Below are 16,844 nucleotides of genomic sequence, written 5' to 3' on the forward strand. Positions count from 1 at the left end.
TTTTTTTATGAATGAACAGCTAAACCTTCAGCCGCTTTTTCAGCGGGTGCTGCGACTTCGTTTTTTTCATCCTTTTGCAGAACAAGTGTCAATACAAAGGATAGAACGACAGACATTAGCATCATGATCAATCCAGCGATCACGTTGCTGGTGCCCTTGTCTCCTGAAAAACCTAAGATCGCCATCAAACTGTTTTGCGGCACATATAACGTAACGTGCATCAAGCCGGCAAAGCAGCCAGATATTCCGGCACTAATACAAGCCGCGACTAATGGTTTTTTGTATTTCATCGTAATCCCGTATAAAGCAGGTTCGGTGATTCCCATGATTGCGGAGATTCCCGCTGCGGCCGCGATAGATTTCACGTTTTTCTCTTTCGATTTAAACGCTACCGCTAACGTCGCACCGCCTTGTGCTAAATTCGCACAGATTTGGGCAACTAAAATCAGTGATTCTGTCCCAGTTGCCGCAAAGGATGCAACAAAAATCGGTGTCAAGGCATGATGCATCCCAGTCATTACGATAAATGGCATCGCTGCGGCTAGTAAAGCCACCATAATAAAGCCTAATTGTCCTTGCATCAGGTTGATTACCCAAGCCAAGCCTTGACCGGCGTAATTTCCTAAAGGACCAATCACGATTAATGCTAATGGCGCTGTGATCAATAAAGTCAACGTAGGATTCAAAAGGATTTTTAAGGATTGCGGCGTGATTCTATCAACGCCCCGCTCAATATATGACATCACCCAAATCGTTAACAAAGCCGGGATAACGGAGGCTGCATAGATCACGCCCTGAATCGGCATTCCTAGAAAAGAGATCGGGTCTCCTGAAGCGACCCATTGACTGAAATTCGGGTGCAGAAAAACTCCAACGACAATAATAGCGATCGATGTGTTGACTTTAAATTTGTTCGCCGCAAAAACAGCTAACAAGATCGGCATAAAGTAAAATGCGCCATCGCCGATAAAATCCAATACGCGATAAGTACTTGAGTCGGTCGACATCCAATTGAATGTAGTCGACAGCGATAAAATCACCTTGATCATCCCAGCAGCGGTCAAGGCTGGAATCATTGGCGTCATACAGCCAGTGATCGTATCCACGACTTTATTGAAAATGCTGGTTTCCTTCGCTGGTCTGTTTGGTGTTGCGCTGGTTCCATCAGAAGACAATTTTTTTACTTCTGCATCCCCATTGGTTACGCCTTGATGAATAACTTCTTCAAAGACCTCCCCAACATGGCTGCCAATAATTACCTGCAGCTGCGTCGGTGTCGGATTCACCCCTACTACCCCATCGATTTCTTTCAACTGATCCAGCTTTGCCGCTGCTGGATCTTTCAAATCAAACCTTAAACGAGTCGCACAATGGACGGCTGAATTTACGTTGTCCATTCCCCCAAGACCTTGAATAATTTCTTTCGATAATTGCTGATACTTTCTCATTGTTTGATACTCCTTTCATCTATTCAAATACGACGGCACCATTTGACGAAATAACCTTTTGATAAAATGCAAAACTATCCTTTTTATATCGCTGATGCGATCCATTGTTTTCATCGTCTTGATCCACGTAGATCACACCGTAGCGCTTACTTATTTTTCCTTCGCTGACACTCGGCAAATCGATAATGCCCCACATGAGATACCCCATTAAATCAATCCCGTCCTCTTCCACAGCCAGCAGCATGTTTTTAACATGTCCGTGAAGATAATGGATGCGATAATCGTCATGCACCTGTCCTTCAGTGAATACATCCTGCGTTCCGATCCCATTTTCTACAATGAATAATGGTTTGTGGTAGCGATCCTGCAATTGATTCAACGTGATTCTTAAACCTAACGGATCATCCTGCCACACGCTCTTGCCTTTTGGCAAATAAGGATTTCGCAGAGTCGTATAGCCATTCGTAGCTACACGATCGATCCCATTTTCTTCAGCCGCGGTACAGGCACTAGAATAATAACTAAAGGAAACAAAGTCGACTGTATTATCTTTTAAAATCGCTCGATCTTCCGGCTGAATCACTAATTTCAATCCTTTTTCGGCTGCAAAGTGAGCAAAGAATTTCGGATAGTCGCCGAACACTTGAACATCGGAAAAGAGCAAGTTTTCCTTTTCCTGCTGCAATGCCGCAAAGACATCTTTCGGATCACAGGTATAAGCATACGTTTTCCCCGCTGCCAGCATCGCACCAAATTGATTTTCTGGATCGATTTGCTTTCCAGCCTTGATAGCTAAGGCATTCGCTACTAATTGATGATGACCTGCTTGATATTGGATCGATAAATTATCTTTCCCTTCTTCAAACAAAATGCCGCCGCCAATAAAAGGAATGTGCAAGACCATGTTCATCTCATTAAAGGGAATCCAATACTTGATCCGCCCTTTAAAACGTCGCATCACGGTTTCCGCATAATGACCGAATAGATCAACAACCCTGCGATTTTCCCACCCGTTGTACTTTTTCACCAGCTGGATCGGAATCTCAAAATGCGACAGCGTCACAATCGGTTCTATTTGATGCTTTTCTAACTCCGTTAAAAGTTTTTCATAAAATTGAATTCCTGCTTCATTCGGCTCTGCTTCTTCGCCAGTCGGAAATATCCGCGACCACGAGATCGAAAAGCGAAAACTATTCACGCCTAATTCCTTTAATAAGGCAATATCCGCTTGATAATGATGATAAAAATCATTGCCGTTTCGGCCAGGATAAATTTCATCCCCGGTTGATTCTAAAATAGAAGCGGCTTGATTCTTATATACTGCCTTCAGCCGGCGATCATCCAATGGTAAATAGTCAAAATTTGACGGCTGGCGCCCATCCGCGAGATAATTTCCTTCACACTGCGCGGCAGAGACCGCCCCGCCCCATAAAAACTGTCTTTCTTTAGTCATCTATTTTTCTCCCTCTTAAATCGTATCCGTTTTCATTCGTGTTGATACTTTTATTATAGCGAGGAAATCTTTTTTTCATTCCCCCATTTTTGTTGTATTATTCTCAAATATTGTCGAAAGGCAATTACCGAATCAGTAATTGCCTTTCTCCTACTTATTCTATTTTCATCGCATTGCGATATTCCAACGGTGCCATCGCCATGGAACTCTTAAATAGACGATAGAAGGTTTTATCACTTTCAAAACCGGTTTGCGTAATGATCTCTGATACTGGCAGATCGCTATTGATCAACAGCCATTTCGCCTTATCAATCCGATACTCATTCAAAAAGGTTAGAAAGGTTTTCCCCGTGTTCTTCTTAAAAAATTTAGTAAAATAAAACGAACTATAGCCCGAAACCTCTGCAATATTCTGCAGCGTCAGTTCTTCCTGATAATGGGCCTCGACATAGCTGAAAATCACGTCCAGCTTTTCCAACACATCCTGAGTCGCCAGCTTTTTGATCTTTTTTGATTGCTTCGCCTGTTTTGGAACGTTGCGTAATAGTAAAGTAATCAGCTGAAAAAGCTCGGCTCTTAAGGCGAATTGGTAGCCTGTTTCCTGTTTTTCGGATTCCAAATTCATGGCCTCAAGTAATCGCCGAACAGTGGCTTCGTCTTCACGTTCCCACTGAGGACTGATCGGCAGAACTTCCGCAAACAGCTTTTGCAAATCAAGATTCTCTTTATTCACCGCGGTAAAATAGGATAGATCAAATTGATAAACAAATCGTTCACTGCCTGGCGAGGCCAAGACATAATGAATCAATCCACCGCCGATAAAAGCGATCTCCCCTTCACTTAACTTATAGGGCACGTCATCGATTCCCAATGAGATCGTTCCCTTGGTCACGTAGATCAATTCGACTTCGCGATGCCAATGAGGCGTCGTCAAAATATCACCGTCATTCACCAAAATCCGAAAAGGAAAATCTTTATCTAATTCAGGCATTTCCAAATAAATCGCCATCACGTTCACCTCTCGCTTCATTTTGACGGAAAACCGATCAAAAGTAAACGCTCCAATAGTTTAAGCCTGATAGGCAAATAAAAAAACACTCCTTCATACCAGTCGGCAGACCGTTTTAAAAGGAGGGAAAAATATTTTTTATTCCATTTGTAATCTCTCGCTGCTAAAAAAAACATCCAGTCGTTCAAATAAACTCCGAACGACCAGATGATAGAGAGCAGATTAATTATTTTTCGTCGCCCCAAACGGAGCGACAGCGAATTCATTCCTGCAAACAGGAACTCGATAGATACAGTCATGGCATAGTCTGCATCACAAGACCAGTATACCACGCGGCTTTGACTGCAAATACCCGATCTTTTTAATGAATATAAACCATTTAAACATTTTGAATTACAAAGCCTTGATTCTGCTTTTTTGTGCTCTCCACCCTATTCCAAAAATCCTAGAGATGGCTTTAAGCAAGTGCATACAATAAAAAAACAGATGACTTTTAAAAATGGTGAGGGAAATTTCAAATGACCAACGACTTTTTCCCATAGTTGGTTTTATCGACCTGCGAACATATTGAAGCTTGCTGTACTGTTAAAGCTTTTTTGAGCAAGTTATTGATGATAGATGCGATACTTCAGTTAATCATCAGCCGCATAATTTGATAAAACTTCAGCTATTTCTTGCTTCATCCTGCACTTAAGACTATCGGGACTCAAAATCTTCATGTGTTTTCCATATGACAATAAGTGTCTAATCAGCCATTTTTGATCAGGCATTTGTGTCGATACGATGGCCGTTCCGTCCGGTTGAATGGCTATTTCATCATGCTTAAATTCATCAAATACCCGGTATAAAATTTCTTTCGAAAAAGACAGCTTTAGAGATAACAGCTCCCCCTCCATTACGGGTTTAGATACTTTCGGAACCGTCATTGATGCAAACGTCTCATCGGTCATTCTGAGTGAACTCATCCGACTGATTTTGAAAAATCTAAATTCGTTTCTATTTAAGCAAAACGCCTGCAAATACCATGTTTGTGATTTAAACACTAATTTCACCGGGTTGCATACCCTTTTTTCGGATTGACTTTTGGAACTTATATAATCAAATTCAACTTGCTTCTTAGCTAAAATCCCTGATTTCAGCAGCTCGAATTGAAGATTGTCTCTTTCCTGATACCACGGCGAAAAATCAACTTCTAGCCAATTATCAAATGAGAGGTTGAATACTGACTGCAATTTTGAATAAGATTGTTCACTGATCTCTGGAGTTACACTTTCGATTCCTTTAAGAGCTAGTAATAGATGCTCTTGCTCCTTCTTTGAAAGCAATACTTTATCCAGTATAAAATTATCCAGTAAATAAATACCGCCATTTCTGCCTGGTTCTGTGCAAATGGGAATTCCGAGAGCGCTAAGCACGTCTAGATCTCTATAAATCGTTCTAGTAGAAACTTCAAATAGATTGGATAATTCAGTAGAAGTAGTTTTCTTCGTGTTCAAAAGGTGATAAATAATTCCAAATAAACGTCCATTATTCACTATTTTGCTCCTTACAAACTTTTTTTATAAACTATGACACAGGATGTCATAGTTTGCATAGTATTATTGAAACATACTAGTTAGGAGGTTTTGAAATGAAGTTTTCAATTTCTAATACAATTAGAACAAATAATTTTACTGATCCTGATATTCAAACAAAATTAATGAACCTATGGAAAGAAAATGCGGCGTTTATTCAGCAGGCTAATGAAAAAAAGCAAACAGTCGCAGCGATATACCATGATTACGAGAGTGATTACAAAGGGGATTATTCTGTTTCGATAGCAAAAGAAAGCGACTCTGATGATGCGTTCGATACGTCTAAGTATCAATGGAAAGAATATAGCGTTGATCGTTCGGATAGTCTGGGCGTCTTAAATGCTTGGAAGCAAGTATGGGCTGATGAGGATGCTCAAGTCATCGATCGCGTATATGATTTTGACTTTGAGCGATATAATCCTTCTGGAGAAATCGCTATTTTGATAGCCGTCCAATAATCGGCTAATGAACACCAGAGTCATGATCCGCAAAAATAGACACAACAAAGAAGACAGTCGGCCCTACTCCGGTCGTTGTCTTTTTTTGTGATGCTAATTTTTAGGCCTTGATCACTTCATTTTTAACAAAAATCTTGCCTAAATCCGAAGTCTAAAGGTCATTCACTCATTGCTGCGATCGTAAAAGCATCCGCGGTCAAGCCCTTCTTGAAAAAATGAACATAGTTAAATAAAGGTACCGATTTTCTCAGTCCCAAATTTTTCCAAGCGCTCAATCTGACCTTTCAACCTTTATTCAATAATCGAAACTCCTTTTAAAACTAGCCTTTATTTCCGCCTCTGCTTGTAATCCTCCAAAAGTTTTCTTTCTCTTTTACTTGGTCTTTTTTTAATGTTTTGTCCCTTGCTTTTTTCAGGTGGTATTGCCTCGCTAGCACTGGCTGCAGCCCCTACTGCTACTAAGTCTGCTGGCTTATTTTGCACTGATTCAACAGGAGTATCGGACTTTTTCTCTGGAACAATCCTAGAAGCTAGGCTGGTTTCACGACCAGCAGACCAGTCATTGCTCATAAATTCTTCGCTCGGTTTGAGAATTTCTTCTCCCAATTCAGCCTCTTCTGCCGCGGCTTCTTTAACAATCTCTTTGATAATTACAATCAGCTCTCTTTTACTCAGCACAGACAGGTCGAAGCCTTCTAGGAAAGTGTCCTGATCCACTGAAGAATCTGTGGTAGCTGTTAATTCTGACGCGGTATTTTGGGCAGACTCCTCCTGTGATTGTTTTTTTAGTTGGCGCGAACTGGAAATAAGCGATGATCCTGAACAGTCATAATTAACGAATTTAGCAAATTGGCGCACGTTGTTCTTATGGAAAATCGTTAAAGTTGTCAAGATTTCTAGAATCCGTTTCGTTTCCTCGATCGTGTTGCTTGGGTCGGCATCCCTTAATCGCCACGTATGTCTTTTCCCATTGGTATCCTCAAAAATCGACACAAGCGAATGGCTTTCGTACTTCTCTTTGACTACCAAGTTGCCCCTATTTCTCAAATGGCTTTCAAATAAACGAGCCTTTTTCGTCGCTTTCAGATATTTCTTTTCACTAGTAAATAGGCGCTTGGTGACTACGTTCCATTCTGAAGCTTCAAAATAATTTTTATAGTATGGGCAAAAGCGCCTCATTGTTTCACTCGGCTCCGCGTAAAGGAAAATTTCACGAACCACGTCCTGAAATAAGAACCTGAAATCCCCAAGAACAAGTGCGTGACGAATCATAATCGCAACTCCGTATTCAATCACGGAATCAATATCGCGTGTTTCATTATAATAAGTGATCACTTTTTTCTCCAAATTTTCTCTTCGCATTGTGAATAATTGACGTCTTGTGAGTTGCTTGATTTCCATACTTTATCGCTTCCTTTCGTTTTGTGCATGCGCTTACTTAATTCTATGATAACCGATAAATAACTGTTTCCCGTACCCTAAATTATTCAAAAAAATTAACGATTTGACTACTGTATGACTTCCTTCAAAGCTCCCATTAGTATAAACAGTCTGAAATAAATACAGTTTCAAATAACATACGCATAAAATTGAATAAAACAACGCCAAACAACCTAAAATAGTTGTTAAGGAGATAAAAAGTTCAAAAAGAGTAACGAAATAATTATCCAATCATTTAACCTTTTTATCAATTTTTGGTTTGTACCTGACGATTTTTTTGAATAGTTGGTGATACAAAAAAGCAGAAACTATCCTATTGATGATAGTTTCTGCTTTATGTATGCACAGTTACTTGTTCTATTGATTTGAATTTGCAAAATCGATAAACCTGTCAGAAGACCGTATCACATACTTGAATCTTTCATTTTTTCGTCACTATGCTTTTTTCTTTGATGGTACTCGACTAACGCGCGGTTAAAATTGGCGATCAATGCCGTAATAATCCCAACACCTACCAGCACATACACGATTGAAAAAAGTTTGCCTAAAGCGGTATGGGGCGACAAGTCTCCATAACCGACAGTCGCCAAAGTCATGACTGAAAAATACAACGCGTCTAAATACGTCATCCCTTCAATATTATGGTAGAAAACCGTCCCAATCATGAGGATGAACAGGACCGCCAGCATAATCGCCTTTTGCTCCTCTTGGCGAAAGAGAATTTTTAAAATATGCCATAAACTTCTAAATAATAGTGCGAATGCAACCATGAGAACCGCCTTTCTGATCATGCTCGTGCGTTTTGGCTTTCTTATTTCCTATTTTGACCACTTCATTAATATTTTAGCAGATAATGCACATAACCTGAATATCTCAACCAACTATTAATGACCACATTCATTGACTTGCTTGAGTTATAAGCTACCCTTTACCACCATAAATACTGAACCAACGCGATTTGAAATTAAAGTAAACTTTATTTTTTCTTTTTTAAAGTTTACCTTTTATCCGTTTTATGGCATCAAAAAAGCAGCAATCATTACTGATCACTGCCTACTAACTATTTCTATCCATTGATTTTATTTTTGCGTTTCTTCAAATAAATCAAAACAATTCCAACAATACCCATGCCAGCAATGATTGGTAAAACAGTGGATTCTTCTCCCGCTCTCGGGTACGCTTTGACTTGTTTTGGATACGTTTTTGCGTATTTGGGATAGGTCTTCACTTGTTTTATCGCTTCAGGACTCGTAGGTGTTCCCGTTTCTTGAGTCGGTACCATCACTGCCTGCCATTTTGGATACAGGTTCAAGGATTGCATGATCGGTTGTTTGCTGTCAAAGGGTTCGGTCAGCTTTTCATCAAGGAACCAACCGGCGAATTTATAGCCTTCGCGTGTAGGATCTTTTAGCTCCGTTAATTGTTCGCCCTCGTTTATTCTGACGATTTTTGTTGTCCCATCTGGATAATGGATCGTAATCGTGAGCTGCTGTTTAAGAATATCCACCGTAATATCCGTTGGTTGCACCATTTGGTAGTTCTCGGCTTCCTTTCCAGCGAGCTGGATAGTAGTCGTAACGGCTTTGTTTTGACCGATCGCCTTATCAGCTATAACTCCTTCTCCAAGTGCGTAGCTGACGTCAGCTTTATCGGCCTCAATCACACCTGTGAGTTTAGCGTTTGTATCGTCCAATTGTACAACTAATGAGTCGTTGACCGGACGATTAATCGCTTTGACACCAGTAATCGAAACTTTCTTTTGGTTGATAGTCCCTTGAACCGCACCGATTGTAAGCTTGTAATTTTTGGTTTTAAAGCTTGGTGCAGTTGAGTCCAGAACGGCTCCTTCGACCCTCACCGGCTTGTTTGTTCCAACTTTTTTATCCGTAAATGCCGCCTTAGCTTTATCGATAGCTAACGCTAACGGTTCTGAACTTAACTGCCGATCGAATGTCAGATTAGTCGGTTGCAGAAGCTCCGCATCTGTCTTTCCGTTGTACGTTTTATTTGCTGTCTGCAAGCCGTTGACCGTGATCGATCGCGGTGTGATCGTTCCTGCAGCTTCATGGGTGTACGAAGGAACGACCTGATAATTCTCACTATCAGCGCCCGATAAACGAGTCTCGGCCGCTAAAATTTCTTCTGTGTAGCTGCCTGTATCCTTGTCAGCAGATTTGTGATTAACTGTCACCTGATCGCCAGAAATCAAGTTGGCCGGTCTTCCGATAAAGGTTAACTCAGTACCATCATATTCTTTACTGGCGGGTTCCCAATTAATCTTGCTGACCTGTTTCGGGGTAATCGTAAACGTCTCGCCATTCGCGATGTCTTCTTCATAACCAGGGAATTCCGTAGTTTCAGGATAGTGATACTTCACGGAAAGATTGTATACACCAGCGTTTCGCGGTTGTTGCACACTTGCTGCTTCGACCCCTCTTTGATAATAGAAGTCCACATAGTCCTTCCAGGCATCAGGAATAGCTGAAAAGGGTGTCTGCGGATTCCCATCGTAAGTCACGGGCGCTGTTTGACCTGCAGCTGCCAATAGGTCCTCTATCTGAGAATTTTTGATTACTGTCGCCGATCCCACTGATGAGGGAATCATACCGCCATTTTGGTAAATGAAGCCATTCGATAAATCTTTTACCAGGCCGCTATTCATCGAAACAATTGATCCTCCGGACATCGTATTGATTGTTCCGCTATTAAAAATACCCAAGATGCCCCCGGTCATTGAGTCGATTTCACTAGGAGAAATCATAGCTTCTACGAGTCCGCCATTTAAATTCCTGATTTTTCCGCCAGTGAGATTTACGATGGAGCCGCCGTTCATTGACTCAATCGTCCCACCAGCAAATGTTCCTAGACTGCCTGAGTTCATCGCGGTGATCAGTGTTCCGAAAGTCACAATCGTGATACTGCCGCCATTCAAATTTTTAATGATCCCATTTTTGACGGTTCCCATTTGTCCGCCATTTTCTATAATATCAATCGTGCTATCTTGAAATTTATTAATAACACCTCCAGTTACTCTACCTATTTTACTGTTAAAAATGACTGACTGGATTTCGCCACCACTCATCGCAGTGACTGTTCCGCCAACCACTTCCGCAATGGTTCCGCCAGTCATCTCTGTGATCGTTGCATTTGATACATGATCTCCAATCGATCCGCCAGCAACCAATTTATAGAATTTTCCTGATGTTGTTGCATTCAAATAATTAGAAACAATTATTGGATTATCCGCCGAATCACCCGTCCCATTCTTAGGAGAAGCCTCTGGAACTGCCCTTGTATTAACGGTTTGCCGATCATTTTCTGCTTGTATACTCGCCTCATCTGATGAGGCGGAAGTAGAATTCCGATCAACGGCTGATGTTTCACTCGATGATGATATTTCCGTGTTTTCCGAAGACTTTGCGGCTTCTGTTAACGAATTCGATGATTGCTTTACCGTGTTTATACTTTGACTGATCTGGGTTTCGGTCGGTTCCGTTTGGGTCCCCGCATAAATAGTTTGCGCCGGTAAGAAACTATGATGCAGCAGAATCGTTAACGTCCCAATGACCGCCCACTTCCTTTTTTTCATTGAAGTTCCTCCTCTAAATCGTTCTTTTTCAAATAAAAATCCTATTAATAAAGAAATTAATTTTCTCTTATCTTTATTTTAATTTGTATGAAGCGAATTTCGTTCACTAAGATAAGCTTATTATACCCAAAATTATTACTTATTTTAATCAAATTGGGTTTTTGGTAATATTTCTATAATTCCGATCAGAAAAAAATGTTTTTTGACTATTCTTCAATAGAAATCATTTTGGAGCTAAATCACTAGATCATCCGCTATATAAGTTTCTTTGCTACTACTTTGTTCTCTTGCCTGCTAAAATAAAGACGTAAAGGAAGTGTTCGAGATGTTGCAAATAAAAAGAGCTTATCTTCCAGCGAGTGATTCAGATGGTTTTCGTGTACTGGTTGATCGCTTATGGCCGCGGGGAAAATCCAAAGAGACCGAGAGCATTGATTTGTGGTTAAAGGAGATCGCTCCAAGTTCCGAGTTAAGAAAATGGTTCAATCATGAAGCGGAAAAATATCCTGTCTTCGCGACTAAGTATCGTGAAGAACTGCAATCAGGTACGCAAAAAGAGGCTTTGATTAAACTAAAATCCACTATCAAAGAACACGAAATAGTGACTTTGATCTACGGCGCAAAAAATGAGATTCAAAACAACGCACAAGTATTGTACGAACTGCTAAACAAATAAAAGCAGGAAAAACCGCCGAGTATGGCTGGTTTTTCCTGCTTTTTTCGTTCACTTTAAGAATAGATCTTCTTCGTAAAATATTTCAATAAAAACGGTGATGATAGGGTCGTAAACAAGATTACGAGAATAAAGGCGGAGTAATATTCCTTAGTGACGAGCTGGGCCTGATAGCCTAGCTGCACGATGATCAAAGCCATTTCTCCTCTTGAGATCATCCCTGATCCCACCATCAAACTGCTGTGATTACTAAATCCCGCAAGCTTACTGCCGATAAATCCGCCAAGAAGTTTTGAGATAATCGCAAGAATCGTCACTATTACAATCAGCAGCAATTGATTACTAATCCCATTAAAGGATATTTCCAAGCCGATACTGACAAAAAAGACGGGAATAAATACCGCATATCCGATCGCTTCGACATTGTGCTGAACATCTTTCCAAACGTTCGTCTGACCAATCGCGACACCTGTAAAGAAGGCCCCAATTACCGAACTCAATCCGATAAAATCAGCCAAGTAAGACATACTCAAACATAGAATCAGCGAAACAATGATCACTGAAGACTCCGCCAGCAATTTTTTACTAAGTCTCATCAAATAAGGCGCACCCCACCGAATCAAGAAAAAGATCGCCGCAAAGAACAGAACCTGTTCGATCAGCATGATTCCAAGCGGATTGTCATTACCGCTTTTCGCGCCTAAGAAAGACATACTTAAACTTACAATCAATACGACTAAAATATCATCCACCACAGAAGCCCCGAGAATCGTTGAACCTTCCTTGGTATTGATCACATTCAGCTCTTTCAACACTTCGACCGAGATCGAAACGGAGGTCGCCGCCAAAATCAAACCTAAGAAAAAGGATTCGTTCCAAGCGATATGAAACACATTTCCGCCTAAAGTTCCTAATAAAACAGGAAACACGATTCCTAAGACCGCCACATACATTCCCGGTCGGAAGTATTTTCGCAGCAGCGAGAGATCACTCTCAATTCCGGCTAAAAACATTAGTAAAATCACACCGATCTCAGAAAAATCCTCCACTAAAATATCTGGATGAACCAATTTTAGGCCGGCACTTCCTAATAAAATTCCGACAAGCAATTGCCCGATCACCGCAGGTATGCCAAATCGTCGTGAAAAATGACTGGCAATCGTGGTGCTGATCAAGATCAAACATAAAACACCAATAAATTCCACTTTCTTCATCCCCTCAGATTAATAACATTACTAGTGTTTAGTACATACTTATCAAGGATAGCGAAAAAAGTATAGAAAGAAAAATAATCCGATTCTACGAATTCAGAAAACAGGTGTGTATATCTAGCTTAAAAATACCTTCGAACTTTCAAGCGATAACGCCGATAGCCTTTTTCAAATTTTTTTTAAATATAACAAGTTTCTGTTCCTAAATGACAAGCTTTCCCTTCTACTTCTCTGTTCACTTTCTTCTGCCAAGTGTGCAGTAGACTTATATCACCTAGTTGTACCTGTGCAGGACGAAAAAAAGGAATCGAATAACTCGATTCCTAAGACGATACGGTCGTTTTCCTATTTGATATGTTTATTTAAGCAAGACCTTCTGTTTTGGCTACAGGATCTTCTATAGGTTTGACAGTTAGACCTAAAAGACCTTTAGAAAATTCATATGAATTCTTCCAATGCTCTTTAGCCGTATTTATATTAGCGCGAATCTCAGATGAATTAATTTTATCAGTAGAATCCTCTAGCCTCTCCTTAAGATTTTTTAATTCTCCATTGAACAAATTCCAAGAAGTTAAAAATGTGATAGTTTCGGCTATAGCTTTATCAGCACTTTTTTGTACATCACTTACCGATAAACTTAAAGCTGTTAGCGCTGCTAATGTACCATCGAGTTGGCGAATCTTGTCCTCTTGTTTTGCAATTTCTCTACGTGCTTCTTTAACTTTCGCCTCATATACTCCCCAAGATATTGCGCCGCCAGCAGTTAAAAGGACTCCCACACCTACTAATATCCCTCCAGCAAGTTTTGTCACAAATGTAGGTTCAGGAATTACTAACAGCCCCAAGCCAGCAATTACTATACCTGATCCAACTCCGACCAATACTTGTCCGGTTCCAACATATGTTTTATATTTTTCTATCTCATCACTACATTTCTTTTTCAAATCATCAGCTGTCTTCTTGTCAGAATCAATAATTCCTTTCTCAGTAATTATTATATCTGATTTTTTCTTTAGATTTCCGTTGGCTTTCGAAAACTCATTGATCCATGCCTTCAACTTTCCCTCGCACAACGTTACATTTTTAACAATATCATCTGTTTTTTTGATTAGCATTGATAAACCGCTCGCTATGTTCTTCCTATCCTTCTCAGACTTAATGTCTTCAAACGGAGCATATTTTTTTAGGATTTCATTGATTTCACTAGTAACATTTGAAAATAGCGGTACAAAGGCTAAAACAGAACGGGGTATTGAATTCGTAATTTCTGCTGCTAAATCTGTATTCCATTTATTTGATACTGTCTGCACTCCTTTGTATACATCCTGTAACTCCTCATACCATTTTGGTTTAGGAGTCACTGGATTAAAGATGGAGTTTTGTATCGCAGTACACGACTCTGTTATTTGTTTCAACGATAAATAGGCAGTCGCAATTTGAACATTCTGTGCCTCATCAGCGCCTAATGTTAATTCAGACTCATTGCTGTTTAATAAGACAATTTTTTTTGACGGGTTTCCATCAACTATAGTAGCAAACTCTTGAGGAACTATAAATTTTCTAAGTTCGCTATCATCTGGCATTAAAACAGATTCGTCATTCTATTCACTCTTTTCTTTTATGTTATAAAAAACTTGACAACAAAATTCTTTGTCTGCTATCACAATTACGTTAATTAAACGCTGAAACCGCATATGTTGGGTATTGCCACCCTTTATCATTTCCCACCATTCTTGCGGTAAAGGGTTCGTACGACCACGCTTGAGTAATGTTTGAAACATTATCTGTGGATGACCATGTATTTTTAGAAAACCAGATTCCACTATCTCTAATTGCTTGGAGTTCTTGTTTTGCCGGCACATACCATATTCCAGTCCGTCCCGAAGAATAGGTAGTTCCTTCCGGATTTTTTCCATCCACCCATGCGAACAATGGATAAGTGTTTTTCCAATCGAGTTGTGACGTTATAACTGCCATGTTCGAAAGCCCGTCCGTCTCATTGGTCGCCTCTGTGCCAGCATTACTAGGACCCCATGATAATCCAGGAGAAGCCTCGGTATTCACTATTTTTCCTTCAATACCGCCCTTACTAACTTCAAACACCTTACCTATAGCTGTCGTGGAATCGCTAGGATCGGGATAATAGTCACCTATTTGATAAACCACTGCAACTTCAAACTCAGCCACCAGCGTCACTGCATTTGCTGGCATGTTGAAGCTGACCGTGGCGCTGTCTGTATCAGTTCCTGCTGGCAATCCAGTTGTCGTTGTCCATGTCTTAAACTTATATCCCGGGTCTGGAGTTGCTGTAACTGAGATTTTGGTCCCTTCTGAATAATCCCCGTTTTCTGTACCGGTTATTGAGCCATTATCTCCCGCTGTGGCACTGAAAGTATGGATTTCTTCAAACTCAGCCACCAGCGTTACTGCATTTGCTGGCATGTTGAAGCTGACCGTGGCGCTGTCTGTATTGGTGCCTGCTGGCAATCCAGTTGTCGTTGTCCATGTCTTAAACTTATATCCCGGGTCTGGGGTCGCTGTAACAGATATCTGCGTTCCATCCGCATAAGTTCCATTTGCTGTACCGGTTATTGAACCATTATCTCCTGCTACAGCGCTAAAACTTTTGACTTCAGGTTCTTTCTTCAATCCATCAAACGCCTTTTGAAGTGCATCCTTAGCACTAGTTACTTGTGCTTGCGTTACTTTCCCATTGACTAACACACTTTTTGCATGGCTTAAGGCATTTTGAAATACATTCCATGTTGTGTCGGTATAATTTTCCTTACCGGTACCCTTAACTTTATTATAAAGTGCTTGTAATTCCGTTTTATTCACTTTAGGTACGCTTGATTTTTTTGCGCCATACCAAGCAATATTTTCGTTTTTCCAACCAACTTTGATTAAATGATTCTGTTCAGCCTTACTAATCGTGTAATTATGACTTCCGGCTCTAGCGTTCGGATTATATGCACGATACAGTGGGATCGTTTTATTTTTATCAGAATACCAGCCGACCCCTTCATTTCTCCAGCCAACTTTTACTAAGTGATCTCGTTCAGATTTATGCGGTGTGTAGTGATGATCTCCCGCATTCGGATTATAAACCCGATATACCGGGTCACCACTAGTTGGGGCATACCAGCCGATCCCCTCATCACTCCAGCCAACTCGTTTTAACAAATCTCGTTCATGTGTGTTTGCTGTGTAAAAGTGTTCGCCGCTGTTTGGATTATACAATCGATACATATCGTTTGTAGCAGCTTCTGCCTTTGTACTTAGAAATAAACTAAATAATAAACCGATCAACAAAACACTAAGGCCAAAACTAAATCTTTTCTTCAACGTTCTCGCTCCCTTTCTTTTCAAAAATTTATTTCAAAAAAATATAGGTACTTTCAATCCTCCACCTCCTCAATATAATTTTTCTTCATACAACTAAAATGAGATACTCCGAAAACGGCAAGAGATAGCCAAACGATTGCTTTATAGAAGAGCTTCTTACTCTTTAAAAAGCAGCATAGAGTCACAAATATAAAATTAATCAAATACTCTCTTTATTAATTTTAATTTAAAATAATCGCCATTTCATTACAGAGGATAGGGTTGTTTTCAACAAAATAACGGACCCTCTTTCACTCGGAATAGGTTTTTTGTAATATAATTGTAATATAATACGAATACTATCTGGAGCTTCACTACGTTGCATATTCTTTTGCTGTTTCATTTGAAATCACTTAAAATGAATGAGAGCGGAAACAATCCGTTATGAACTATTTGCTGCAAAAGGAGGTTCTCATACTAGTGGTTTCCTATTTAATGATTGATAAATTTTTGGCTCCAGAATTGCCGACTATCTTGGCTCCGCGGGAAGAACTTATACATCACTTTGAAGCAGCGGCTAGGAAAAGAATAGTCTACGTGACTGCCCCGGCTGGTTTTTGAAAAACCGTTTCTACCAAACTTTGGCTAGATAAAGCAGTACGTGA

General features: G+C 40.2%; 13 protein-coding genes. 3 read left to right on the plus strand and 10 right to left on the minus strand.

Going from position 1 to position 16,844, the window contains the following annotated elements; genetic code table 11:
• Positions 1-5: 5 nt before the first annotated feature.
• The 4 genes from I585_RS14555 to I585_RS14570 form a co-directional block, all read right to left on the minus strand.
• Positions 6-1,448 (minus strand): PTS transporter subunit EIIC, encoded by a 1,443-nt coding sequence (locus tag I585_RS14555; protein WP_010741421.1) that lies wholly within the window; start codon positions 1,446-1,448, stop codon positions 6-8.
• A gap of 19 nt (positions 1,449-1,467) precedes the next feature.
• Positions 1,468-2,901 carry a family 1 glycosylhydrolase gene (locus tag I585_RS14560; RefSeq protein ID WP_010741422.1) on the minus strand — a complete coding sequence of 478 codons (1,434 nt, stop codon included), beginning with the start codon at positions 2,899-2,901 and terminating at the stop codon, positions 1,468-1,470.
• 154 nt (positions 2,902-3,055) lie between these two features.
• A complete protein-coding gene (locus I585_RS14565; RefSeq protein WP_010741423.1) occupies positions 3,056-3,910 on the minus strand; it encodes a helix-turn-helix transcriptional regulator in 855 nt (284 codons plus the stop codon).
• 632 nt (positions 3,911-4,542) lie between these two features.
• Positions 4,543-5,445 carry a helix-turn-helix transcriptional regulator gene (locus I585_RS14570; RefSeq protein ID WP_010741424.1) on the minus strand — a complete coding sequence of 301 codons (903 nt, stop codon included), beginning with the start codon at positions 5,443-5,445 and terminating at the stop codon, positions 4,543-4,545.
• A gap of 95 nt (positions 5,446-5,540) precedes the next feature.
• On the opposite strand from I585_RS14570, the gene I585_RS14575 reads away from it, so the two are divergent.
• The gene (locus I585_RS14575) at positions 5,541-5,942 is read left to right on the plus strand and encodes a hypothetical protein (RefSeq protein WP_010741425.1); all 402 of its coding nucleotides are present in this window, start codon (positions 5,541-5,543) and stop codon (positions 5,940-5,942) included.
• Positions 5,943-6,269: 327 nt separating this feature from the next.
• On the opposite strand, the gene I585_RS14580 is transcribed toward I585_RS14575, so the two are convergent.
• The 3 genes from I585_RS14580 to I585_RS14590 form a co-directional block, all read right to left on the minus strand.
• Positions 6,270-7,343, minus strand: coding sequence for a hypothetical protein (locus I585_RS14580; protein WP_010741426.1), 1,074 nt, complete (start codon positions 7,341-7,343; stop codon positions 6,270-6,272).
• Between the two features lie 443 nt (positions 7,344-7,786).
• Entirely contained in the window at positions 7,787-8,152 is a 366-nt protein-coding gene (locus tag I585_RS14585) for a potassium channel family protein (protein ID WP_010741427.1), read from the minus strand.
• Positions 8,153-8,448: 296 nt separating this feature from the next.
• The gene (locus I585_RS14590; RefSeq protein ID WP_010741428.1) at positions 8,449-10,971 is read right to left on the minus strand and encodes a YDG domain-containing protein; all 2,523 of its coding nucleotides are present in this window, start codon (positions 10,969-10,971) and stop codon (positions 8,449-8,451) included.
• Between the two features lie 325 nt (positions 10,972-11,296).
• Between I585_RS14590 and I585_RS14595 the strand changes: the two genes are divergently transcribed.
• Positions 11,297-11,647, plus strand: coding sequence for a DUF488 domain-containing protein (locus I585_RS14595; protein ID WP_010741429.1), 351 nt, complete (start codon positions 11,297-11,299; stop codon positions 11,645-11,647).
• A 53-nt stretch (positions 11,648-11,700) separates the two neighbouring features.
• Here the strand turns inward: I585_RS14595 and I585_RS14600 are convergent, their stop codons facing one another.
• From I585_RS14600 to I585_RS22955, 3 genes are all read right to left on the minus strand, one after another.
• A complete protein-coding gene (locus I585_RS14600; protein ID WP_010741430.1) occupies positions 11,701-12,849 on the minus strand; it encodes a cation:proton antiporter in 1,149 nt (382 codons plus the stop codon).
• Between the two features lie 368 nt (positions 12,850-13,217).
• Positions 13,218-14,438 (minus strand): hypothetical protein, encoded by a 1,221-nt coding sequence (locus tag I585_RS14605; protein ID WP_010741431.1) that lies wholly within the window; start codon positions 14,436-14,438, stop codon positions 13,218-13,220.
• Between the two features lie 88 nt (positions 14,439-14,526).
• Positions 14,527-16,200 carry an InlB B-repeat-containing protein gene (locus tag I585_RS22955; RefSeq protein ID WP_010741432.1) on the minus strand — a complete coding sequence of 558 codons (1,674 nt, stop codon included), beginning with the start codon at positions 16,198-16,200 and terminating at the stop codon, positions 14,527-14,529.
• A gap of 459 nt (positions 16,201-16,659) precedes the next feature.
• On the opposite strand from I585_RS22955, the gene I585_RS23250 reads away from it, so the two are divergent.
• Positions 16,660-16,800, plus strand: coding sequence for a hypothetical protein (locus I585_RS23250; RefSeq protein WP_155856982.1), 141 nt, complete (start codon positions 16,660-16,662; stop codon positions 16,798-16,800).
• Positions 16,801-16,844 lie beyond the last annotated feature (44 nt).

It is taken from the genome of Enterococcus malodoratus ATCC 43197, from assembly GCF_000407185.1.
Taxonomy (GTDB): domain Bacteria; phylum Bacillota; class Bacilli; order Lactobacillales; family Enterococcaceae; genus Enterococcus_A; species Enterococcus_A malodoratus.